This window comes from Lysobacterales bacterium (assembly GCA_019634735.1).
Lineage (GTDB): Bacteria > Pseudomonadota > Gammaproteobacteria > Xanthomonadales > UBA2363 > Pseudofulvimonas.
The window spans coordinates 37,442-57,945 of sequence record JAHCAT010000011.1 but is presented as its reverse complement, the minus strand read 5'-3'; the positions used below and the strand labels follow the sequence as shown (position 1 = coordinate 57,945).

Genomic DNA, 20,504 nt, shown 5'->3' with positions numbered 1-20,504 from the left:
AGGTACGCCGCGGGGCCGTTGGACGGGTGCGGTGAGCACGGTTGCAGCGGCCCGCCGATGCCCTCGAACGCCTTTCAGTCCTCGGCGGGCGCGGCGCCCAGCACTTCCTCGACCGAGGCGGTGGTGATCGGGTGGTAGCCGGGGCGGGCGCGGGCGAATGCCTCGCGCGCGAAGGCACGGTCCTCCGGACGCGCCATCAGCGACCGGTACAGCGGCACCACGAACTTGCGCCGGCCGACCTCGACCAGGAAACGTTCCAGCGCCGGGCGGATCGCCGGGTAGCCGTTGCGGATGCCGACCTGGAACCAGGCGAAGGCGATCTCGCTGTTGCGGCTGCCGGTGATGTCGAAGGCGTTGTCCAGCGCCCCCAGTTGCGCCGGATCCAGTGCTTGCGGCAAACCGTTGAGGAAGTACAGACGCTCCTGCGTGCCCCAGCGCGACCAGGACAACCCATCGGCGGCGCGGCGCCCGGAGACGAAGGCCTCGCGCTCGGCATCGATCACGGCGAACGCTGCCGCCTCGACTTCCGGAGCGAACGCCGGAATCCCCGGCTCGTGCAGCCAGATGTCGAGTTCGGCGGCGGTCACCGCGTCCGGATGCCGGTCCAGCAGGTGCGTCTGCAGGTCCTCGCGGAACACGGCGGTGGTCGCGCTGGTGAAGGCGTGGCGATCGAACCAGCCGCGCAGCCAGCCGTCCAGCGCCTCGCGGCCGACCCGGATCTCCAGGAACTTCAGGAACCAGGCGCCCTTGGTATAGGCCGTCGTGGTGTACACGGCATCGGGGTCGCGCCCGGCCAGGCGCGGCGTCAGTCGCTGCAGGTCGGTCTCCACCGGGCGCTCACGGAAGTCCTGGCGCAGCGAACGGATGTCCAGCACGAACTCCATGTCGGCGCGGGCGCTGCCGTACAGCGCCTCGACGATGCGGTTCTCGACGTAGCTGGTGAAGCCCTCGTTGAGCCAGAACTCGTCCCAGTTGGCGTTGGTGACCAGGTTGCCGGACCACGAATGCGCCAGCTCGTGGGCGATCAGGGCGACCAGGGAGCGGTCGCCGGCGATCACCGTCGGCGTGATGAAGGACAGCAGGGGGTTCTCCATGCCGCCGTAGGGGAACGAGGGCGGCAGGATCAGCAGGTCGTAGCGGTCCCAGCGGTACGGCCCGTACAGCGACTCGGTGACCTCGATCATGCGCGGGGTGTCGGCGAACTCGGCCACGGCATCGGCGAGCCGTTCGGGTTCGGCATAGACGCCCGAGCGCTCGTCGAGCGCCTGGAAGGCCAGCCGGCCGGCGGCGATCGCCATCAGGTAGCTGGGAATGGGCTGCTCCATCTCGAAGCGATAGCGGCCGTCGCGGCTGACCTCCTGCGGGTTGCGCGCGCTCATCAGGGCCAGCAGGCCGCGCGGCACGCGCAACTGCGCGGTGTAGGTGAAGCGCACCGCCGGCGTGTCCTGCAGCGGCACCCAGGAGCGCGCATGGATCGCCTGCGACTGCGAGAACATGAACGGCGCCTCGCGGCCCAGGGTCTGCTCCGGGCCCAGCCACTGCAAGCCCGATGCGCTCGGCGCCGTGCTGTAGCGGATGCGCACGGCGGACGGCTGCGGCAGGCCGGTGGCGATCGCAAGCCGGCTGCCCAGCACGGGATCGGCCGCGGCCAGCGTATGGCCGACGCGCCGCCAGCGGCCGCGGCCATCGCGCGCCTCGACCCGGGCGATCGCCAGCTCGCGGCTGTCCAGGACCAGCTCGGCGGCCTCGCGATCCTGCCAGTCGAGGGTCAGTTCGGCGGTTCCCGACAGGGTGCGGCGTCGGAAGTCGGCATCCAGGTCCAGGGCGATCGCGGTGACCCGGACGCGCTCCGGCTCGGCGTAGGAATGGGCGTCGGCGGCCAGTGCCGGTGCGGTGCCGGCGGCGGCGGCGGCCAGCGCGAGCAGGACGAGGGCCTGCGCGAACACGGCGCGACGCAATGCGTGGACGGTCATGGGATCTCCGGAAGAGCTATGCGCAGGACGGCCAAGCATAGCCGCAGGGGGCGGGCTACCCGACCGCTTCGGCGGACGCCGGCCGCGATCCGCCGCAAGCCCGACGCGTCGCTGTTGCTGACCGGGGGCCGACGACGGCGCGGAGACGCCCAGGTGCACTTGCAAGGAAGCCGGGGCCGATCGATGGCCGGCGACAGCGGACCTACAACCGCACCCCGGTGTGGATGGCGACGATGCCGGCGGAAAGATTTCGCCAGGCGACGCGCTCCAGGCCGGCGTCGCGCATCATCGTCGCGAGGTCCTCCTGACCCGGATGGCGGCGGATCGACTCGGCCAGGTAGCGGTAGCTTTCGGCGTCGCCGGCGACGCGTGCGCCCAGCCAGGGCAGGACCCGGAACGAGTACAGGTCGTACAGCGGCTTCAGCGGCGGCGCCTGGACCTGCGAGAACTCCAGCACGCGCACGCTGCCGCCGGGGCGCAGCACGCGGTGCATCTCGCGCAGGGCCAGGGCCTTGTCGGTGACGTTGCGCAGGCCGAAGGCGATGGTCACCAGGTCGAAGCTGGCGTCGGGAAACGGCAGCGCCTGGGCATCCATGCGCGCGAAGCGGACATTGCCGCTGATGCCGCGATCGAGCAGGCGGTCGCGGCCGACCGCCAGCATGCGGTCGTTGATGTCGCCCAGCACGACCAGGCCGGCCTCGCCGACCCGGCGCGCCAGCAGGGCGGCGATGTCGCCGGTGCCGCCGGCGAGGTCGAGCACCCGGTGGCCGGGACGGGCGCCGCTGGTGGCCACGAAGTGGCGCTTCCACAGCCGGTGCACGCCCATCGACATCAGGTCGTTCATGCGGTCGTAGTCGCCCGCCACCGAACTGAACACCTCGCCGACCAGGCGCTGCTTGTCGGCGACCGGCACCTCGCGATAGCCGAAATGGGTGGTGTGCGGGTCGTGTTCGCTCATGGTGCCGGATTATCGCACCGCCCCTGTCGCGGTGTCCGTTGCATGGCGGCGAGGAAGTCCGGCGCCAGCGGCAGCCGGCCGAACCAGCCGCGACGGGTGCCGGTGAGCACACGCAGCATCTGGCCACGCCCCCCAGGCAGGCGCGACAGCGGATGCATCAGGCAGTCGCGCACGGCGGCGAGGCGGTCGCGCTCGGACTGGAACAGCGGCGTCAGCCAGCGGCTCCAGACGTGGTAGATGCCCAGGTGGCTGCGGCGATGCCGGGCATAGCGGGCGAGACACGCCGACAGCGGGACGTCGACGGGCGCGCGCAGGTGGTCGCGCAGGGCCAGGGCATTCAGCAGGGCCATGTTCACGCCCTGGCCGAGCTGGGGACTCATTGCGTGGGCGGCATCGCCGATCAGCACCGCGCGGCCCCGATGCCAGTCGCGCAGCACGGTGTCGCGGTAGCGGGCGATGGCCAGGCCGGCCGGCACCGCCACCGGCGCCAGGCAGTCCGCGGCCTCGGGCCAGACGGCGGCCAGGTCGCGACGCCACGCGACGTCGTCGCAGTCGTCGGCATCCAGTGCCGAAACCGGCTCGCTCCAGAAGAAGCTCATCAGCGGCCGGGCGTCGCCGGGTCGGGTGCCGACCGGCAGCATGCCGGCCATGCGGCGCGCCGCGACATAGCGTTGCTGCAGTTCGCCCGGCCAGGCCCAGCCGCCCTGTTCGACCAGGCACCAGCGCGCGCCCCACGGAAACGGCCGGTCCAGGCGCGCGCGACCCAGCCGGCCGCGCAGGGTCGATGCGGCGCCATCGGCGACCACGACCAGGTCGTAGGGGCCATGGCGCCGGCCAGCCTGGTCGGTCAGCAGGCCGCGCTCGCAGTCGATCGCCTCGATGGCGCAGCCGGCATGCAGGGCGCGCGCGCCCTGCCAGGCCGAGTCCAGGATCGAGAACAGCGCGCCGCGCTGCAGGCCCAGGCCGAACAGGCGCGGATCCAGCTCGCGGTAGCGCATGTCCATGACCGCGCGGCCGGCCGCGGTCCGGCCGTAGAGGCGGCCGATGCGATGGCCGTGGCCGAGCACGGTGTCCAGCAGGCCCATCCGCCACAACACGGCCAGCCCGGTCGGCTGCAACAGGAAACCGGCTCCGACCGGACCGGGTCGAGGCACGCGCTCGAACACGTCCAGGCTGTGGCCGTCGGCGGCCAGCAGCACGGCCGCCGCCTGGCCGGCGGTGCCGTAGCCGATGATCGCGATGTGCAGCGCGCCAGCCCGTGTCATGGCTGCGCAGGCGGCAGGTTCAGCGCGACCGGCCGGCCACGGCCAGTTGGTCCAGGTAGGCCTGCCACCTGCCCGGGCGGTCGCGACCGAGTTCGTACAGCGTGGTCCAGGAATACAGCCCGGTGTCGTGACCGTCGTCGAACACCAGCTGCACCGCGTACTGGCCGACCGGCCGGATCGCGGTGATGTTGACCTCCGCCTTGCCGGCCACCAGCACCGCCTGGCCCGGGCCATGGCCCTGGACCTCGGCGCTGGGGCTGTTCACGCGCAGGTATTCGCAGGGCAGTTCGAACACCGCGCCGTCGTCGAAGGCGACCACCACCAGGCGCTCGGCGCGCTTCAGGCGGATCTCGGTGGGACGGGCGCCCATGCGCGGCGGCCAGGTCGGCGCGACGTGCCGATCAGCCGCCCAGGGCGGCCTTGACCTTGCCCGACAGCACCTGCATGTCGGCGCGGCCGGCGGCACGCTCCTTCAGGGCGGCCATCACACGGCCCATGTCGCGCGGGCCGCTGGCGCCGGTGTCGGCAATCACCTGGGCGAGCAGGGCGTCCAGCTCGGCCTCGCCGAGCGGCGCCGGCAGGTAGCCCTGGACGATGCCGATCTCTAAGCGCTCCTGCGCTGCCAGATCCTCGCGACCGGCCGCCTCGAACTGCGCAACCGAGTCGCGCCGCTGCTTGACCATCTTCTCCAGCACGGCCAGCACCTGGGCGTCGTCCAGTTCGATGCGCTCGTCGACCTCGCGCTGCTTGACCGCCGCCTGCGCCAGTCGGATCACGCCCAGGCGCTCCTTGTCGCCGGCCTTCATGGCGTCCTTCATGTCCTGCATCAGGCGCTGCTTGAGATTCATGGATGGCTCCGAAACGGATGGCGGACACGCGGAAACGGCAGCCGGTGGGACCGGACGCCGTGGCAGGCTTGCGAGAGCATCGGGCCGCAGCGGCGGCCCGGGGCGCGGCCCGGAGGCCGCAGCCTCAGTACATGCGCTGGCGCTTGGTGACGTCGCGGCCCATGCGGCGCAGGTTGCGCTTCACGGCAGCAGCCATCTTGCGCTTGCGCTCGGTGGTCGGCTTTTCGTAGTACTCGCGCTTGCGGGTCTCGGCCAGGACGCCGGCCTTTTCACAGGTGCGCTTGAAGCGGCGCAGCGCGTACTCGAACGGCTCGTTCTCGCGAACTTTTACGGAAGGCATGCAAACTCCGGTTTCTGATCTACTCGGGGCGCGGATTCCACCGCTGGGCCCGGCTGGCCGGGCGCGGATCGTCTAAAGTGGCGACCCTTGGCTCCCCGATGGACCGGGGGCGCAGAATGATACAGACCCAGGTGACCGAACGCAAAACCCTGCGCGTGCTGGGGGTCGAGACCTCCTGCGACGAGACCGGCGTGGCCGTGGTCGATGCCGAGCGCGGCCTGCTGGCGCACGCCCTGCACAGCCAGGTGGCGCTGCACGCCGACTATGGCGGCGTGGTGCCGGAGCTGGCCAGCCGCGACCATGTCCGCAAGCTGCTGCCCCTGGTCCGCCAGGTGCTGGACGAGGCCGGCCTGGCCCTGGCCGACCTCGACGCGGTCGCCTACACGGCCGGCCCGGGGTTGATCGGCGCCCTGCTGGTCGGCGCCGGCACCGCCCGGGCCCTGGCCTACGGCCTGGGCGTGCCGGCCGTGGGCGTGCACCACATGGAGGGCCACCTGCTGGCCCCGGCGCTGGAAGTCGAGCACCCTGAACCACCCTACGTCGCCCTGCTGGTCTCCGGCGGCCACACGATGCTGGTCGAGGTGCGCGGCCTGGGTGCCTACCGGGTGCTGGGCGAGACCCTGGACGACGCCGCCGGCGAGGCCTTCGACAAGACCGCCAAGCTGCTCGGCCTGCCCTACCCTGGCGGCCCGGCGCTGGCGGCGCTGGCGCAGACCGGGCGGCCCGGCGTGTTCCGCTTCGCCCGGCCGATGACCGACCGGCCCGGCCTGGACTTCAGCTTCTCGGGCCTGAAGACCCAGGTGCTGCTGGCCTGGCGGCGCCAGGATCCCGACGACGGCCAGGCCCGCGCCGATGTCGCGCGCGGCTTCGAGGATGCCGTGGTCGAGACCCTGGCGATCAAGTGCGTGCGGGCCCTGGACGCCACCGGCCTGAAGGACCTGGTGGTCGCCGGCGGCGTCGGCGCCAACACCCGCCTGCGCGCCCTGCTGGCCGCGCAGCTCGCGACGCGCGGTGCCCGTGCCTGGTTCCCCCGGCCCGAGTTCTGCACCGACAATGGCGCGATGATCGCCCTGGCCGGCCTGCTGCGCATCCAGGCCGGCGAGCGCGCCGGGCTGGCCATCGAGGTGCGGCCGCGCTGGCCGCTGTCGGAACTCACGCCGCCTTGTCCCGCCGCCGGACAGGATGCCGCGGCATCCGCCGCCGGCTGACCGCCGCGCGCACACTAGACCCGGGAACGCCATGGACACCGTCTTCATCGAAGGGTTGGAGGTCGACACCGTCATCGGCATCTACGACTGGGAGCGCCGGATCCGCCAGCCGCTGCGCTTCGACATCGAGATGGCCTTCGACAACACCGTCCCGGCCGGCACCGACGACATCGCCGACACCCTGGACTACAAGGCGGTCAGCAAGCGCCTGGTCGGCTTCGTCGAGGCCAGCGACTTCGGCCTGGTCGAGACCCTGGCCGAGCGCTGCGCGGAGATCATCCAGCGCGAGTTCGGCGTGTCCTGGCTGCGCCTGCGACTGCGCAAGCCCGGCGCGGTGCGCGGCGCGGTGGCGGTGGGTGTGTGCATCGAGCGCGGACGGCGACCGGGTTGAACGCGAGCCTCGCGCCTTCCGGCGGGTGCCTGGGCGGGCGGCGACCTCGCGCCCGTTCCGGTGCGCACCTCGCGCAAAGCCCGCGCAGGGCCGGGTCCCGCTGATGGCGCGTGCCTGGCTCAGCCTGGGCAGCAACCAGGCGCCCGAGCGGCACCTGGCCGCGGCGCTGGACGAGCTGGCAAACGCGTTCGGACCGCTGCAGGTGTCGCCCGCCTACCGCAGCGCCGCGGTAGGCTTCGAAGGGCCGGCCTTCGTCAACCTGGCCGTGGGCCTGGACACGACGCTGGACCCGGTCGCCCTGGACGCCTGGCTGCATGCCCTGGAGGACCGCCACGGCCGTCGCCGCGACGTGCCGCGGTTCTCCTCGCGCACCCTGGATGTCGACCTGGTGCTGTACGACGACGTGGTGATGCGTGGCCCGGGCAACCTGGAGCTGCCGCGCGCCGATCTGGTCGAGCAGGCCTTCGTATTGCGTCCGATGGCCGATCTTGTGCCCGATCTGGTGCATCCGGTGCTGGGTCGGCGCTTGATTGATCTATGGCGCGATTACCAGGGGCCCTGCGACCTGCAGCCGATCGACCTGGGCGCGTTGGCCAAGTCCTAGCGTCCTGCCTCACGCTGCCTGCGCCACGGACACGCAACGGGCTCCGTCCACTTCGTGCCTTGGTCCTGCGTCGGTCTGCAACGGGAACCGAACAGACCTGTCTGCGCTCGCCCGTCCTGCCGCCTATCGCGGCGGCCGCCTCCGGCGCGGCGGCATCCTGGCCATGTCGATGCGCATCCGCGTGGGCCATCGGAGCCTGAACGCGTCGACCCGCATCACTGAAGCGTGTCCGGGGTGTCGCTAAGCTGGCTCGATCCTGTTGCCTGCCGGAGACCCCATGATGCCGACCCGCGCCGTCCTGCTTTCGCTCGTCCTCTTGCCGCTCGCCACCCAGGCGCAGATTCCCGCCTACGGCGACTACGAGCTGCAGGCGCGCAGCAACCTGCTGGTCAACGACAACGGCTGGAACCTGCCGCCGGGCTCCTCGTTCAACAGCATCAGCGCGGCGATCAACGACGCGGGCTGGGTCGCCTTTCCGGTGCAGGTGGTGCCGGTGGCCGGCCAGCCCGGCAGCAGCGCCGGCGTCTGGAAGGGCCGCCACGGCGAAGGCGCGATCGCCGTGCGCCACGATCCAGTCGGCGGCGGCGAGGTCTCGGTGTCGGACAAGGTCTCGATCAACGCCGCAGGCCAGGTCGCCTGGATCATGAACCGCGATTTCTCCAGCTACGCGATCTGGCGCCTGGAGCCGGACGGCAGCGCGGCGCAGGTCAACCTGTTCCCGCTGACCCCGGCCTGGCTCAGCAACGTCGACATCGACATCGCCGGCGCGGTCGGTTTCCAGGGCCGCTTCGGCAGCAACGGCCGCGCCCTGGCCTCGACCGTGCCCGGCGCCAACCCGCCCGACTCGGTGATGCACGTCGCCGACAACACCCTCAACCCCGGCAGCCCCTACGTGTTCATCTACTCGCCGGCGATGAACGGCCAGCGCGTGATCGCCGCTAAGGTGAACGTCCAGACCACCAGCCAGGCCGAGATCCGCCTGTTCGCGGCCGACGGCGCCAGCACCCTGATCGCCCGCGACCGTGCCAGCGACCCGGCCTCGCCCTTCCAGGGCTTCGACAACGGGCTGGACGTCAACGATGCCGGCCAGGTGGCCGTGGCGCTGGCCCTCGCCGACGGCGGCGGCCGCGCGGTCTACCGCCTGCAGGCCGGCGCCGAGCCGGTGCGCATCGCCCGGGTCGGCGACGACGGCCTGCTGGCCATCGACTTCTTCGCCCCGGCCCTCAACAACCACGGCCTGGTCGCCTTCCGCGGCCGCGACGCCAACGGCCAGGCCGTGTTCGTCGGCGACGGCACCAGCCTGGTGCGCGTCATCGCCAGGGGCGACCTGGTCGCCACCGACCTCGGCCCCGGCCAGCTCGGCCAGCACATCGACAACCCGAGCTCCTGGCCGGTGTTCAGCGGCGCGCCCGGCATCAACGACCACGGCGACGTGGTCGTGGTCGCCGGCCTGCATCCGGAAGGCAACACCCAGGTCGAGTGGGGGACCGGGGTGATCGTCGCCTGGGCGGCGCAGGCGGACGGGATCTTCGCGGATGGCTTCGAGGAAGGCCGCTGAAGAGTCTCGGCGGAGAGTCGACGGAGGATCGGTCCCGGACGGCATTGGAACCCGCCCTGGCCAGCCGGGCGCTGAGGAGGGGGAGGGCGGGCGCCTCCCCGAGAGCATAGCATTACATTCGGTACCGCTTTCTGGTACCATCGGCGCCCATGAAGCGCAGCCACCGGCGCACGCTGGAACGCCTGTTCGCCCATCCGGCCAGCGGCAATCTCCAGTGGCGCGACATCGAGGCCCTGCTGCGCGACCTGGGCGCGGACGTATCCGAACGGGCCGGCAGCCGGGTGGCCGTGGTGCTCTTTGCCGAGGTGCGCGTCTTCCACCGCCCGCACCCGTCGCCAAACGTCGACAAGGGGGCACTGACCAGTATCCGCAAATGGTTGGAACAGCACGGAGTGAAGCCATGAACCTGATGACCGTCGACGGCTATACCGCGAGAATCGAATACGACGCGGATCTCGACGCCTTCCGGGGCGAGATCATGGGTCTGAACGGCGGCGCGGACTTCTACGGAAAAAATCCCCGCGAGCTGCGCGCGGAGTTCCGCAAATCGCTCCAGGTCTACCTCGATGTCTGCCGGGAGCAGGGCATCGAGCCCCGCCGAAGCTACTCCGGAAAGTTCAACGTGCGGATTCCGCCCGATCTCCACGAGCGGCTCGCGATCGCCGCACAGGCGCAAGGCAAGAGCCTCAATGCGCTGACGCAGGAGGCCCTGCAGGAGCGCCTGGCCACGGCCTGAAGATCGCCAATCCCGGGTTGCGGCGCGACTACCTGGCGTCGCCGTGATGCGACAGCGGGAGTTGCGCACGGCTGGTCCACCGCCGGGCATTTGCTTTTCTTGTCCAATGCGTGGCCAAACGGGGTGATCCAGGTCCCGCCGTCACGGGTACCAAGCGTGGCTCGCGCGGTAGGGCCCACGGCGACTGGGAGGGCTGGCTGCGGTTCTTCCTGCAAGGCGCCGCGCCGGAAGTTGCAGTCACGGACCAGTACATGCCGAAAGTGAACCTGACCCCGTTAGGTCAGGTTCTCCGCCTGAGGCCGGTCAGCGCGCCAAGGTGGCAACCGATCCGGCCGACTCGAAGCCCTCGACGAACAGCACCTCCTGCGCCAGCGAAGTGGTGACCGTCAGGCCGGTCGACGCGCGGTTGTCGGCGCCCGCCGCGGGCGGCGCCGACAGGTCCAGGCGCAGGCGCTGAACGACCGTGCCGGGCGCGGCATCCAGGACCAGGTCCAGGTAGAACTCGGCGCCCGCGGCCATGGCGGTGGTCCAGGCCGGCAGTCCGTTGCCGGTGTCCGCCGGGCAGGGCTCGCTCGAAAATGCGCCGGCCTCGCATGTCCAGGTGACGGCCAGCGGCTGCGGCCAGGCACTGGCCACCAGGGTTGCAGGCAGGGCCGCGGCCCCGCCCCGGTTGCCCAGGCGCAGGCGGTAGGCGATGCGATGCGCACCTTCGTCTGGCGCCGCAACCGGCGCACGGATATGCATGTCGATGCCGTCGACCACGTCCGGCAACAGGCGGGCGACGTGGGCGCTGCGCTGGCCGTCGATGGACCGGAAGTGGCCGCCAACCATCAGCTCACCCTCGTGCGCCGCCAAGGCATTCACGATCCGGAAACTGCTGCTGGGGCCCGAGCCCAACGTACCGGGTACGGCATGCAGTGCCGTGCCATCCCAGCGCGCCAGCGCGACAGCGGCCAAGCCATTCAGCGACTGGAAGTCGCCCCCGATCCAGAGCGCATCGCCCAGACCGACCAGTGACCCGATGCCCCAGTCGGTCCCCCCGGGGGCCAGGGACTGCCACTGGTTGCCCTGCAGGCGCTCCAGACGCCGGTCGCCGCCGGCGTACAGATCTCCCTGCCAGACCGCGAGTGCGCTGACCGGCAGGGGTTGCGCTCCGGTGACCAGTCCGGTCCAGGCAGAACCATCCCATGCGGCCAACCCGGAAGCCGGCACCGTGCCCACCTGCTGGAAGTCGCCACCGGCCACCAGACGGCCAGCATGGGTGGTCAGGGCCAGCACTGACCCCGGCCCGCGGTTGCCGGAGCCGTCTTCGAGCAGTGCCCAGCGCGTGCCGTTCCAACGCGCCACCCCGACCGGGCCTGCGCCACCACTCAAGGCGTAGTCGCCGCCGACGACGAGTTCGCCCTCATGCACATGCAATGCCGCGACCATCCCGGCGTCGATCGCGATCGCGCCCTCGCCGACGACCGGCTCCCAATCGTCACCGCGCCACCGCGCGATGCCCGTGGCCACCTGCGTCCCGGTCGGGTCGAAGAAGTCGCCGGCCGCATACACCGCGTTCTGGAAGAAGGCGACCGCACGGACACCGGTCAGACTCGCCGGGCCAGCGTTCCCCAGGCGCTGCCATTCGTTGCCCTGCCACATCGCCACCCCGGGCACTGCGACCTCCCCGGCCCGCCGGAACAGACCGGCCGCAGCCAGCCGCGCACCGTCGCTGGCAAGGTGCCAGATCGGACCATCGAAGCCCAACTGTCCCGAGGGCGCACCCAGGCGGTTCCAACTCCCTTGCAGACGTGCGATCCAGTGCAGGCCGCGCCCCTGCCCGGACTCGAACGGCGCGGCCACGTACAGGGACTCGCCATCGGCCAGCAGCGCGGGGACATCCTCGGCGCTGATCGCCGTGGTGCCGGGATGAGCGGCCCAACCGGACCCGTTCCAGTGGGCCACCGCCCGGACTTCATCCGAGCCGAACGTGGTGAAGCTGCCACCAGCCACCAGGCCCCCGTCATGCAAGGCCAGGGCTTCGACCGGCGCATCGAAGCCCGTCTGGTCGTCAGGGGCCAGCGCCGCCCACTGGCTGCCGGTCCAGCGCTTGACCTGGTGGACGGGCGCACCGGCCGCGAGCAGCGTGCCCGCGGCGATCAGGCTGCCCTCGGCATCCACCAGCAGCGAGGAGATGCGCCCCCCAGGCTGGCCCAAGGGTTGCCAGGAATCACCCGTCCATCGCGCGACGCTTTGGAACCCCGCTGTTGCCCCGCTATGCGAAAAGTTGCCACCGGCAATGAGTTGCCCTTCGTGCACGGCCAGTGCAGCCACGTACTGGGTGGGAATCGCGATTCCCAGCCCAGTACCCAGGGGCGACCAGGCACTACCGTTCCAACGTGCGACCTTCATCGCAGACTGTCCGCCAATACTGGAGAACACGCCCCCTGCGACCAGTTGTCCTTCATGGACGACCAGGGCACGCACGTAGGGCAGATCGAACGCGCCTGCCGCGCCGGCGCCCAGCGGCGCCCATCCGGACCCGTTCCAGCGCAGCACCCCGCCGCCCACTCCACCCTGTGCCAGCAGGTAGTGCCCGGCGACCACCAGCTCGCCCTGGTACCAGGCCAGGTCAAGCACGGTGCCGCTCTGCAGCGCCGGTTCGACGGCGATGAAGCTGTCGGTGCTCGGACGGTAGCGGATCAGGCGCGGCGAGAAGGTGCCGTTGCAGCTTTCGAAGTGGCCGGCCAGGTAGATGTCGCCGTCAGGCGCCCGCCGGATCACCCGGACAGCGCCGTCGCAGCCACCGTCGAGGTCGCCGAAGGCCTGCCAAGCGGTGGCAGTACTCCCGGCCGGTTGCGGCGGCGCCTCGACCGCGCTCGTGGCCTGGCCCGCGGCCAGCGCAAAGACAGACGTGGTGAACAGCACCAAGGAGAGGTCTGGACGCGCCATGTCCGAGTTCCATGAGTTTCCGGAAGCAAAGGGTAGCAAAGGGCACACCCTGGAAGCGCCGCAACAGCGTGACGCCCCTCACACCCACCCCTGATCCACCAGCTCCCGCTTCACGTACGCGTAATACACCGGCGCGGCGACAAGGCCGGGGATGCCGAACACGGCTTCCATGACCAGCATGGCCAACAGCAGCTCCCAGGCGCGGGCCTGGATCTCGCCGCCGACGATGCGGGCGTTGAGGAAGTACTCGACCTTGTGGATCAGCACCAGGTAGCCGAGCGCGACCACGGCCACCCACATCGACACCGACAGCGCGACGATGGTGATCACGGTGTTGGAGATCAGGTTGCCGACCACCGGCAGCAGGCCGGCGACGAAGGTGATCAGGATCAGGGTCTTGGTCAGCGGCAGCTTGACGCCGAAGGCGGGCAGCACGACGGCCAGGAACAGGCCGGTGAAGAAGGTGTTGAGCAGGGAGATCTTGAGCTGCGCGAAGACGATGCGCCGGAACGCCGCGGCCAGGCGGCCGGCGCGTTCGAGCAGCTCGCGGCCGAGCGGGCCCAGGCGCGGCGCCGGCAGCTCGTCGTAAAGCGCGACCATGGCGCCCAGGACCATGCCGACCAGCAGGCGGGCGGTGGTCTGGATGGCCTCGGCGCCGGCCAGCGAGAGTTCGGCGCGGTGGCTGGCGACCCATTCGGTCACCGCCAGGCGCATCGCACCGGAGTCCTCCGGCAGCCAGCCGGCCAGCCAGGCGGGCAGGTCGCCGCGCGATTCCTCGATGATGGTCATCAGCTTGTCGAGCAGGGCCTGGCTGCTGCCGGCCTCGCTGCGGAAGAAGGCGACGATGCCGACGATGGCAAGGGTCAGCAGGCCGATGATCAACACCGAGACCACGGTCACCGCCAGCAGGCGGGCGCCCTGGCCGCTGACCCGGCGCTCGATCAGCGGCGCCAGCGCGTGGGTCAGGTTGAACACCAGCAGGCCGGCCAGCAGGGCGACCAGCAGGTCGAAGTGGATGGCCATCCACAGCCCGGCAAGGGCGAGCAGCCAGGCGGCGATGCGTGAAGGGGGAAGCTGTGCCGGCAGGGCGATCATGGGGGGATCCGGTGGGGCAGGCGCCATCGTAACGGCGCCGGGAGTCATGGCAGGGTTTGCCGACGCGGTTGTCCGGCATTGCGGCATCAATGCGTCGACGTGGCCCTTCGACGTCAGGCCGGCGGATCAGCCAACGTCGCTTCGAAGGGGCCTGCGGTTCCACTGCCCTGGCGGCGAGACGGGAGTGTCGCGGTGCTCCTGGGCCGGCCCTCTCCCCCGCCCCTCCCCCGCCGGGCGGGGGAGGGGAGAAGTGGGGTGCCGTCGCGTAGCCGTTGCCGAGGCTTTCGCGTCGACCTCTACGCCTGCTCTCTACGCTGGCTCTCTACGCTGGCTCTCTACGCCGACCCTCTACGCCGACCCTCTACGCCGACCCTCTAATCCGACTCCGACTCCGACTCCGACTTCGGCTCCGACTTCGGCTCCGACTTCGGCTTTGGCTCCGGCTTCGGCTCCGACTTCGGCTCCGACATCAGCGCCGGCTTCCTCTTCAGCTTCGGACATGGACCGGACCATGGCGGATCCTGCGGATTCGGTCTCGACGTCTGCCTGGGTCTTGGCTACCGTCTCGGTTCGGGCTCGGGTGAGGATGTCGATGTGGCCCTGAGCGAAGCCGCGTGTGGTGGGCGCGCGAAACCGCGGGTTTCGGGCGCTCGCGCCGGGTCCGGCGGCTCAGATCGCCAGCCAGCGGCCGCCGTCGACGCGCAGGATCTCGCCGGTCACGTAGGGGGCGTCGAGCAGCAGGAAGGCGACCGCGCCGGCGACATCGTCGGGGCGGCCCATGCGCTTCAGGGCGGTGCCGGCCAGCAGGGCCTGCTGGTCGGCGTAGGCCTTGCCGTCCTCCGGCCACATCACCGCGCCGGGCGCCACGCCATTCACGCGCACCGCCGGGCCCAGCTCGCGCGCCAGCGACAGGGTCATCGCCGCCAGCGCCGCCTTGGCCATCACGTACACGGTGTGCCGGGCCAGCGGCCGCTCGGCGTAGATGTCGACCAGGTTGACGATGGCGCCTTCAACCGCGGCCAGGTGCGGCGCCGCGGCCTGCGACAGGAACAGCGGTGCGCGGGCGTTGCTGGCGAACAGCTCGTCCCAGTCGTCCTGGCCGATCTCGCCGACCGGCGTGGGGCGGAAGGCGCTGGCGTTGTTGACCAGGCCGTCGAGGCGGCCGAAGCGATCCAGCGCGGCCCGCACGAGGGCGGCGGGCGCCGCCGGGTCGGCAAGGTCGGCCTGCACCAGCGCTGTGCTGCCTGGCCGCGCCTGCTCCAGTTGAGCTGCCAGGGCCTGCGCGTCGGCCGCGGAACCGCGGCAGTGCAGGACCACGCGGCAGCCGCGGTCGTGCAGGACGCGGGCGATCACGGCGCCGACCCGGCGGGCGGCGCCGGTGACCAGGACGACAGGTTCGGATGGGCTAGGCATCGGCGGGTCCGGCGGCGAAGCGCCTAAACTAGCCGCTGCACCGTCACGGGTCGATGATGTCGCGCCTGCCCGCCCCCGATGTCGACGCCGCCGAACACTCGGCGCGCCTGGCTGCGCTGATCGCCGGCGAGATCGCCGCGCACGGCCCGCTGCCGTTCGCGCAGTTCATGGCGCTGGCGCTGTATGCGCCGGGCCTGGGCTACTACAGCGCCGGCAGCCGCAAGTTCGGCGCCGGCGGCGACTTCGTCACCGCACCGGAGCTGGGGCCGGCGTTCGCCTACGCGGTCGCCCGGCACCTGTCCGTGGCGATGGCGTCGTTCGACGACTGGCACCTGGTCGAACCGGGCGGCGGCAGCGGCGCCCTGGCCGCCGACCTGCTGCTGGCCCTGGAGGCGCTGGGCCGGCTGCCGGCCCGCTACCGCCTGCTGGAGATCAGCGCCGACCTGCGCCAGCGCCAGCGCGACACGCTCAAGGCGCGCTGCCCGCATCTGCTGGCGCGCGTCCAGTGGCTGGACGGCCCGCCGGATACGGCCTGGCAGGGCGCCCTGGTCGCCAACGAAGTGCTGGACGCGCTGCCGGCGACGCGCTTCGCGGTCCACGAGGACGGCCTGCACGAGCAGTACGTCGATGGCGAGGCCGGCGCCTTCGCCTGGCGCGAGTTGCCGGCGCCGCCAGTGCTCGATGCCCTGCTGCGCGAACGCCTGGCCGATGTCCTGCCCCTGCTGCCGCGGCCCTACCGCTCCGAGCTGCACCTGACGCTGGCGCCCTGGCTGGCGGCGATGACGCAGGCCCTGACGCGCGGCGAGCTGCTGTTCGTCGACTACGGCTATCCGCGCCAGGAGTACTACCTGCCCGAGCGCCGCGACGGCACCCTGGTCTGCCACTACCGCCACCACGCCCACGACGACCCATTGATCCTGCCCGGCCTGCAGGACATCACCGCTTTCGTCGATTTCACGGCCCTGGCCGAGGCCGCCGCGGCCTGCGCGCTGGACGTCGCCGGCTACACCAGCCAGGCGCAGTTCCTGATCGGCAACGGCATCGAGGACTGGTTCGCGCACAGCCAGGACCTGCCGTTGCCGGAACGGATGGCAGCAGCCAACGCGGTCAAGCGCCTGATGCTGCCCGGCCAGATGGGCGAGCGCTTCCAGGTGATGGCGCTCGGCCGCGGCCTGGATGCCGATGCCCTGCCCGGCTTCCAGGCCGACCTGCGCCACCGCCTGCTGGCGCGGCCATGAACTCACCGGTGCGGCTGTGGCTGCGCCGCCTGGCGCCGGTGCCGGCCGGTGCCGACGCCATGCAGCGCGCGCGCTGGCGCAAGCAGGCGGCGCGCGCCGCCCTGCTGGAGCGCCTGGCCACCGAGCTGCCCGGCTTCTCACCAAGCCAGTTGCTGCGCGACCCCCTGGGCAAGCCGTCCCTTGCGCCACCTTTCGCTCACCTGACCGTCAACGCCAGCGACTCCGGCGACTGGCATCTGGTCGGCCTGGCCGAGGGTCCCGCGCTGGGCGTCGATATCGAGTGCGTGCTGCCACGGCCGACCTGGCGTGCCCTGGCACAACGCTGGTTCGATCCCGCCGAGCTGGAATGGCTGGACTCCCTGGACGATCCGGAGCACGGCTTCCTGCGCCTGTGGTCGCTCAAGGAGGCGCTGTTCAAGGCGCACGGCCGGGGTCTCGCCTACGGACTGCACCGGGCACGCTTCGGACCGTCTGCGCAAGGTCGCCTGGTCCTGCAGCGGCTGGAGGGACCGGCGGCACCGGCGCGGCAGTGGCAGTGCCGCGAGCTCGCCTGCGGCAGCGACATGGTGATGGCGGTGGCCTGGCAGGGCGTCGAACGCGAGGTCTCGCTGCAGGTGGCGCAGGCAGACATGCATCCGCACTGCGACGGCTGATCCATCGTCAGGTTGCGTTCCGATCACGAACGAACGCCCAGGCCAATGACGTTCTCCCCTGCCTTTTTGCGTATCGACCAGCAAGCATCGCGTCCGTTCTTCGATACCCTGGTTGGCGGTGGCCTTCCCAGCGAGCGCTTTGCGGCCGCCGGCATCGCGCAGCATCCTGTCCAAGTGCAGCTCCTCGCCCCAGAACACGGTCCCGCCATGATCCGAAACATCCGCCTCGCCCTCCGCATCGTCTTCATCGTCCTGCTGACTAGCGCCACGACGGCCGTCGCCGGTCCGGGTCTGTGGACCTCGGCCGGCCCTCAGGGTGGCAGCCTGAGCGAACTCGTGGTCGATCCGGCCAACCCGGCGCGCGTGATCGTCAACGGCGGCGACGCAGTGCACCGCAGCACGGATGCCGGGCTGAACTGGAGCCGTGTCGAGATCGCCCCCTACACCGGCTTCCTGACCCGCCTGCAGGCCGACGCCGCCAACGCCGACCATCTGCTGGCGCTGGGTGGCGGCCGCCGCATCTACCGCAGCCTCGATCATGGCCTGACCTGGACCCAGCTGGCCGGCACCGGCCTGCCTGCCGACGAAGCCCTGGCCGAACTGATCATGGACCGGCATGTCGCCGGACGGGTCTGGGCGAGCAGCCAGTCGGGCTTGTGGCGCAGCACGGACGGCGGCGAGACCTGGTCAGCCTTTGCAACCAGCGGACTGGCGGGGCGGGCGATCGAGGCACTGGCGTTCGATCCGCATGTCCCCGGCCGGCTGTTCGCCCAGACCTTCGACCTGGTCGGTGGCAGTCGTGCGCTGATGCGCAGCACCGACGGCGGCGCCAGCTGGGGCGAACCGGCCGTTGCCGGCTTGAGCAATCCGCAGTACTGCAGGCGCACCTGCACCGCCTTCACGACGGTGCCCGGCGACATCCTGCTGGCCGGCAATGGCGACGAGGTGTTCCGCAGCAACGACGGGGGCGCCAGCTTCCTCTCCACCGGTGTCGTCAGCCTGGCCAACAGCCGCCCGATCCGGCGCATCGTGCCGCACCCGAGCCTGGCATCGACCTGGTACGTGCTGATGGAGAGCGGCCTGGCGCGTACCGGCGATGGCGGCGCCAGCTACACGGCGGTCGGCCAGGGAATCCGGCCTACCGCTGGACCGTGGAACAACGGCGTCGCCGACCTGCACGTGGTGGCGACGGCCCCGGCGACCCTGTACGCCGCCGCCGACTACACCGGCTTCTTCGCGAGCAGCGATGCCGGCGTCAGCTGGTCCCGTCGCATCAACGGCCTGCGCCAGGCGCAGGTTCGTGCCGTGGCCGTGCACCCGACGCAGCCGCTGTGGCTGTATGCCGGGTACGGCGATGCCTTCTCGACGCCCAGTGACGGCCTGTTCCAGTCGCTCGATCGCGGCGCCTCGTGGTTCTCGGCCTCGGGCAGCCTGGAGGCCAGCGGCCTGCGCGCGATCGCCATCGATCCGAACACGGCGGCCAGCCCGTTCAGCACGGTGATCTATGCGGCCGGTTACGGGTCGCCGGTGTTCGCCCTGGGCGGCGGCATCCGCGACGGCAACGCCGGCATCTACAAGAGCACCAACGGCGGCGCCACCTGGAGCACGATCGACGCGGGCATTCCCACCCTGCCCGCCGCCGGCTACCAGATCAGCGCCTTCAGTACCGCGCGCAGCATCGTGCTGGATCCGTCCAGCGGCGGCCCACCGGGCGGCACGGGGCCCTTGCAGGTCGCCTACCTGGGTGGCAGCGGCCGGATCAGCTACCACTCGGGTACCGGCGTCCCGACCGTGCTGGCCGCGCGGATCTGGAAGAGCACCGATGCCGGCGCCTCCTGGACCGCCAGCGACACCGGGCTGCCGGTGCCCGACTACGACACCTCCCTCAACTTCGCAGCCACCGTGCAGGTGGTGCAGCTCGCCATCGATCCGGTCGATCCGGCAACGCTTTACGCCAGCACCTTCACGGGTTTCCCCGAGCCCGGGGGGCCCGCCTTCCCGGAGCCGCTGGAAAGCCAGGGCGTGCTCAATGGCGTGTTCAAGAGCACCGACGCAGGCGCCACCTGGGTGCACAGCAGCAACGGCCTGCCGCGCGGCCTGCCGGCCAACCCCGACAGCGCGGTGCGCAGCGTGCTGGCGCTTGCGCTGGCGCCCTCCTCGCCGAATGTCCTGTACGCGGCGGTCAACCGCAACACCTTCGATGCGCGCATCTACAAGTCGGTGGACGGCGGCGCATCCTGGACGGAAGCAAACACCGGCATCGCCCCGGATGCCGACATCCGTGCCCTGCTGGTCGACCCGCTCGACGCCAACGTCGCCTACGCCGGTTCGGCAGGCACCGACGGCAACCCGGGCGGCGTCTATCGCACGCTCGACGGCGGGCTGACCTGGACCTCGTACAGCGTGGGCCTGCCGGGCAGTTCCGCCCTGGCGCTGGCGCTGGATCGCAGCGCGGCGATTCCGCGCCTGTACGCAGGTACTCGCGAGGGCGTGTTCAGCATCGACCAGGTCCCGGACGAGGACCTCGATGGCGCGCCCTCGGCGGTCGAGGCGGGCGCGCCCAACGGCGGCGATGGCAACGGCGACGGCGTGCCCGATACCCTGCAGCCGCGGGTCGCGTCGATGCCGGGCGCCGGCACCGGCCGCGGTGGCGATGCCTACCTGACCGTGCAACTGGAACCTCTGGCCGGCGCCTGCGTGCGGCTGGAGAACGCTCATGCCCTGCCGGCGACGGCATTTCCCGCCGACCCGGGTCACAGCTATCCGTGGGGTCTGGTTCGGATGGACCTGTCCGGCTGCACCCAGGCCCGCCTGCACGTCACCTGGCACGGTGGCACCGATGGGCCGGGCTGGCAGTTGCGGACCTTCGCGCCCGAGGACCCGGCCGACCCCTATGGCTACGCCTGGCGCGCCCTGCCGGCCAGCCGCGAGGGCTCCGTCTGGGTGGTGGAGCTCACCGACAACACCACCGGCGACCTGCGTCCCACGGCCGGTGCGATGCTCGTGCAGTTCGGCGCCGGCTATTCGGAGGCCATCTTCGCGAACGGCTTCGAGTAGCCGCGCGCGGCGCGCGACCCGCGCGCCTGCGTATCGCTGCGGCGCCCGGGCGCGTTCGGGGAACGCCGCGGGGGTGCTGGCGTGCACCATGGTCCAAGCATCGGGCCGGGCCGCCAGGCGAGCTGTTCCAGCGCCCCCCCCTGCATTGCGCGCGTGCATCCGTCGGACAGCAGGCCGTCGGATACAACCTGCTGGTCGCCGGCGTGCAGGGCCGCTCGGCGAGACGAGCGTGC

The 20,504-nt window shown here is 71.4% G+C and carries 18 protein-coding genes; 9 read left to right on the top strand and 9 right to left on the bottom strand.

What is annotated here, in order from left to right; genetic code table 11:
• Positions 1-74: 74 nt before the first annotated feature.
• The 6 genes from KF823_11360 to rpsU all read right to left on the bottom strand — a co-directional run bounded on the left by KF823_11360 (position 75) and on the right by rpsU (position 5,384).
• Entirely contained in the window at positions 75-1,973 is a 1,899-nt protein-coding gene (locus tag KF823_11360; GenBank protein MBX3726498.1) for a M1 family metallopeptidase, read from the bottom strand.
• A 202-nt stretch (positions 1,974-2,175) separates the two neighbouring features.
• Complete coding sequence (gene ubiE, locus KF823_11355) at positions 2,176-2,931, bottom strand: bifunctional demethylmenaquinone methyltransferase/2-methoxy-6-polyprenyl-1,4-benzoquinol methylase UbiE (protein ID MBX3726497.1); 756 nt, start codon at positions 2,929-2,931, stop codon at positions 2,176-2,178.
• The gene (locus tag KF823_11350) at positions 2,928-4,196 is read right to left on the bottom strand and encodes an FAD-dependent monooxygenase (GenBank protein ID MBX3726496.1); all 1,269 of its coding nucleotides are present in this window, start codon (positions 4,194-4,196) and stop codon (positions 2,928-2,930) included. The genes ubiE and KF823_11350 overlap by 4 nt, the downstream gene beginning before the upstream one ends.
• 19 nt (positions 4,197-4,215) lie before the next feature.
• Positions 4,216-4,566 (bottom strand): DUF971 domain-containing protein, encoded by a 351-nt coding sequence (locus KF823_11345; protein MBX3726495.1) that lies wholly within the window; start codon positions 4,564-4,566, stop codon positions 4,216-4,218.
• A 31-nt stretch (positions 4,567-4,597) separates the two neighbouring features.
• On the bottom strand, positions 4,598-5,044 hold the full coding sequence (locus tag KF823_11340; GenBank protein MBX3726494.1) for a GatB/YqeY domain-containing protein: 447 nt from the start codon (positions 5,042-5,044) through the stop codon (positions 4,598-4,600).
• A 124-nt stretch (positions 5,045-5,168) separates the two neighbouring features.
• Positions 5,169-5,384 carry a 30S ribosomal protein S21 gene (gene rpsU, locus KF823_11335; protein ID MBX3726493.1) on the bottom strand — a complete coding sequence of 72 codons (216 nt, stop codon included), beginning with the start codon at positions 5,382-5,384 and terminating at the stop codon, positions 5,169-5,171.
• A 149-nt stretch (positions 5,385-5,533) separates the two neighbouring features.
• Between rpsU and tsaD the strand changes: the two genes are divergently transcribed.
• The 6 genes from tsaD to KF823_11305 all read left to right on the top strand — a co-directional run bounded on the left by tsaD (position 5,534) and on the right by KF823_11305 (position 9,881).
• Positions 5,534-6,592 carry a tRNA (adenosine(37)-N6)-threonylcarbamoyltransferase complex transferase subunit TsaD gene (gene tsaD / locus KF823_11330; GenBank protein ID MBX3726492.1) on the top strand — a complete coding sequence of 353 codons (1,059 nt, stop codon included), beginning with the start codon at positions 5,534-5,536 and terminating at the stop codon, positions 6,590-6,592.
• Between the two features lie 31 nt (positions 6,593-6,623).
• Positions 6,624-6,983 carry a dihydroneopterin aldolase gene (gene folB, locus KF823_11325; protein MBX3726491.1) on the top strand — a complete coding sequence of 120 codons (360 nt, stop codon included), beginning with the start codon at positions 6,624-6,626 and terminating at the stop codon, positions 6,981-6,983.
• A 103-nt stretch (positions 6,984-7,086) separates the two neighbouring features.
• Positions 7,087-7,587, top strand: a complete 501-nt coding sequence (folK, locus tag KF823_11320; GenBank protein MBX3726490.1) for a 2-amino-4-hydroxy-6-hydroxymethyldihydropteridine diphosphokinase — start codon at positions 7,087-7,089, stop codon at positions 7,585-7,587.
• Positions 7,588-7,864: 277 nt separating this feature from the next.
• Positions 7,865-9,145, top strand: coding sequence for a hypothetical protein (locus tag KF823_11315; GenBank protein MBX3726489.1), 1,281 nt, complete (start codon positions 7,865-7,867; stop codon positions 9,143-9,145).
• Positions 9,146-9,294: 149 nt separating this feature from the next.
• The gene (locus KF823_11310; GenBank protein ID MBX3726488.1) at positions 9,295-9,549 is read left to right on the top strand and encodes a type II toxin-antitoxin system HicA family toxin; all 255 of its coding nucleotides are present in this window, start codon (positions 9,295-9,297) and stop codon (positions 9,547-9,549) included.
• The gene (locus KF823_11305) at positions 9,519-9,881 is read left to right on the top strand and encodes a type II toxin-antitoxin system HicB family antitoxin (GenBank protein MBX3726487.1); all 363 of its coding nucleotides are present in this window, start codon (positions 9,519-9,521) and stop codon (positions 9,879-9,881) included. The genes KF823_11310 and KF823_11305 overlap by 31 nt, the downstream gene beginning before the upstream one ends.
• A 303-nt stretch (positions 9,882-10,184) precedes the next feature.
• Here the strand turns inward: KF823_11305 and KF823_11300 are convergent, their stop codons facing one another.
• The 3 genes from KF823_11300 to KF823_11290 form a co-directional block, all read right to left on the bottom strand.
• Positions 10,185-12,815: a hypothetical protein gene (locus KF823_11300; protein MBX3726486.1), complete on the bottom strand. Its 2,631-nt coding sequence runs from the start codon at positions 12,813-12,815 to the stop codon at positions 10,185-10,187.
• Positions 12,816-12,893: 78 nt separating this feature from the next.
• A complete protein-coding gene (locus KF823_11295) occupies positions 12,894-13,910 on the bottom strand; it encodes an AI-2E family transporter (GenBank protein ID MBX3726485.1) in 1,017 nt (338 codons plus the stop codon).
• A gap of 669 nt (positions 13,911-14,579) precedes the next feature.
• Complete coding sequence (locus tag KF823_11290; protein MBX3726484.1) at positions 14,580-15,323, bottom strand: pteridine reductase; 744 nt, start codon at positions 15,321-15,323, stop codon at positions 14,580-14,582.
• A gap of 53 nt (positions 15,324-15,376) precedes the next feature.
• On the opposite strand from KF823_11290, the gene KF823_11285 reads away from it, so the two are divergent.
• The 3 genes from KF823_11285 to KF823_11275 all read left to right on the top strand — a co-directional run bounded on the left by KF823_11285 (position 15,377) and on the right by KF823_11275 (position 20,271).
• Positions 15,377-16,561: an SAM-dependent methyltransferase gene (locus KF823_11285; protein ID MBX3726483.1), complete on the top strand. Its 1,185-nt coding sequence runs from the start codon at positions 15,377-15,379 to the stop codon at positions 16,559-16,561.
• The gene (locus KF823_11280; protein ID MBX3726482.1) at positions 16,558-17,214 is read left to right on the top strand and encodes a 4'-phosphopantetheinyl transferase superfamily protein; all 657 of its coding nucleotides are present in this window, start codon (positions 16,558-16,560) and stop codon (positions 17,212-17,214) included. Before KF823_11285 ends, KF823_11280 begins: the two co-directional genes overlap by 4 nt.
• A 207-nt stretch (positions 17,215-17,421) precedes the next feature.
• On the top strand, positions 17,422-20,271 hold the full coding sequence (locus KF823_11275; GenBank protein ID MBX3726481.1) for a hypothetical protein: 2,850 nt from the start codon (positions 17,422-17,424) through the stop codon (positions 20,269-20,271).
• Positions 20,272-20,504 lie beyond the last annotated feature (233 nt).

Bases quoted from the DNA above. Each gene is read 5' to 3' on its own strand.
- KF823_11360 (MBX3726498.1), bottom strand. From the start codon at position 1,973: ATGACCGTCCACGCATTGCGTCGCGCCGTGTTCGCGCAGGCCCTCGTC.
- ubiE (MBX3726497.1), bottom strand. From the start codon at position 2,931: ATGAGCGAACACGACCCGCACACCACCCATTTCGGCTATCGCGAGGTG.
- KF823_11350 (MBX3726496.1), bottom strand. From the start codon at position 4,196: ATGACACGGGCTGGCGCGCTGCACATCGCGATCATCGGCTACGGCACC.
- KF823_11345 (MBX3726495.1), bottom strand. From the start codon at position 4,566: ATGGGCGCCCGTCCCACCGAGATCCGCCTGAAGCGCGCCGAGCGCCTG.
- KF823_11340 (MBX3726494.1), bottom strand. From the start codon at position 5,044: ATGAATCTCAAGCAGCGCCTGATGCAGGACATGAAGGACGCCATGAAG.
- rpsU (MBX3726493.1), bottom strand. From the start codon at position 5,384: ATGCCTTCCGTAAAAGTTCGCGAGAACGAGCCGTTCGAGTACGCGCTG.
- folB (MBX3726491.1), top strand. From the start codon at position 6,624: ATGGACACCGTCTTCATCGAAGGGTTGGAGGTCGACACCGTCATCGGC.
- folK (MBX3726490.1), top strand. From the start codon at position 7,087: ATGGCGCGTGCCTGGCTCAGCCTGGGCAGCAACCAGGCGCCCGAGCGG.
- KF823_11315 (MBX3726489.1), top strand. From the start codon at position 7,865: ATGATGCCGACCCGCGCCGTCCTGCTTTCGCTCGTCCTCTTGCCGCTC.
- KF823_11310 (MBX3726488.1), top strand. From the start codon at position 9,295: ATGAAGCGCAGCCACCGGCGCACGCTGGAACGCCTGTTCGCCCATCCG.
- KF823_11305 (MBX3726487.1), top strand. From the start codon at position 9,519: ATGGTTGGAACAGCACGGAGTGAAGCCATGAACCTGATGACCGTCGAC.
- KF823_11300 (MBX3726486.1), bottom strand. From the start codon at position 12,815: ATGGCGCGTCCAGACCTCTCCTTGGTGCTGTTCACCACGTCTGTCTTT.
- KF823_11295 (MBX3726485.1), bottom strand. From the start codon at position 13,910: ATGATCGCCCTGCCGGCACAGCTTCCCCCTTCACGCATCGCCGCCTGG.
- KF823_11290 (MBX3726484.1), bottom strand. From the start codon at position 15,323: ATGCCTAGCCCATCCGAACCTGTCGTCCTGGTCACCGGCGCCGCCCGC.
- KF823_11285 (MBX3726483.1), top strand. From the start codon at position 15,377: ATGATGTCGCGCCTGCCCGCCCCCGATGTCGACGCCGCCGAACACTCG.
- KF823_11280 (MBX3726482.1), top strand. From the start codon at position 16,558: ATGAACTCACCGGTGCGGCTGTGGCTGCGCCGCCTGGCGCCGGTGCCG.
- KF823_11275 (MBX3726481.1), top strand. From the start codon at position 17,422: ATGATCCGAAACATCCGCCTCGCCCTCCGCATCGTCTTCATCGTCCTG.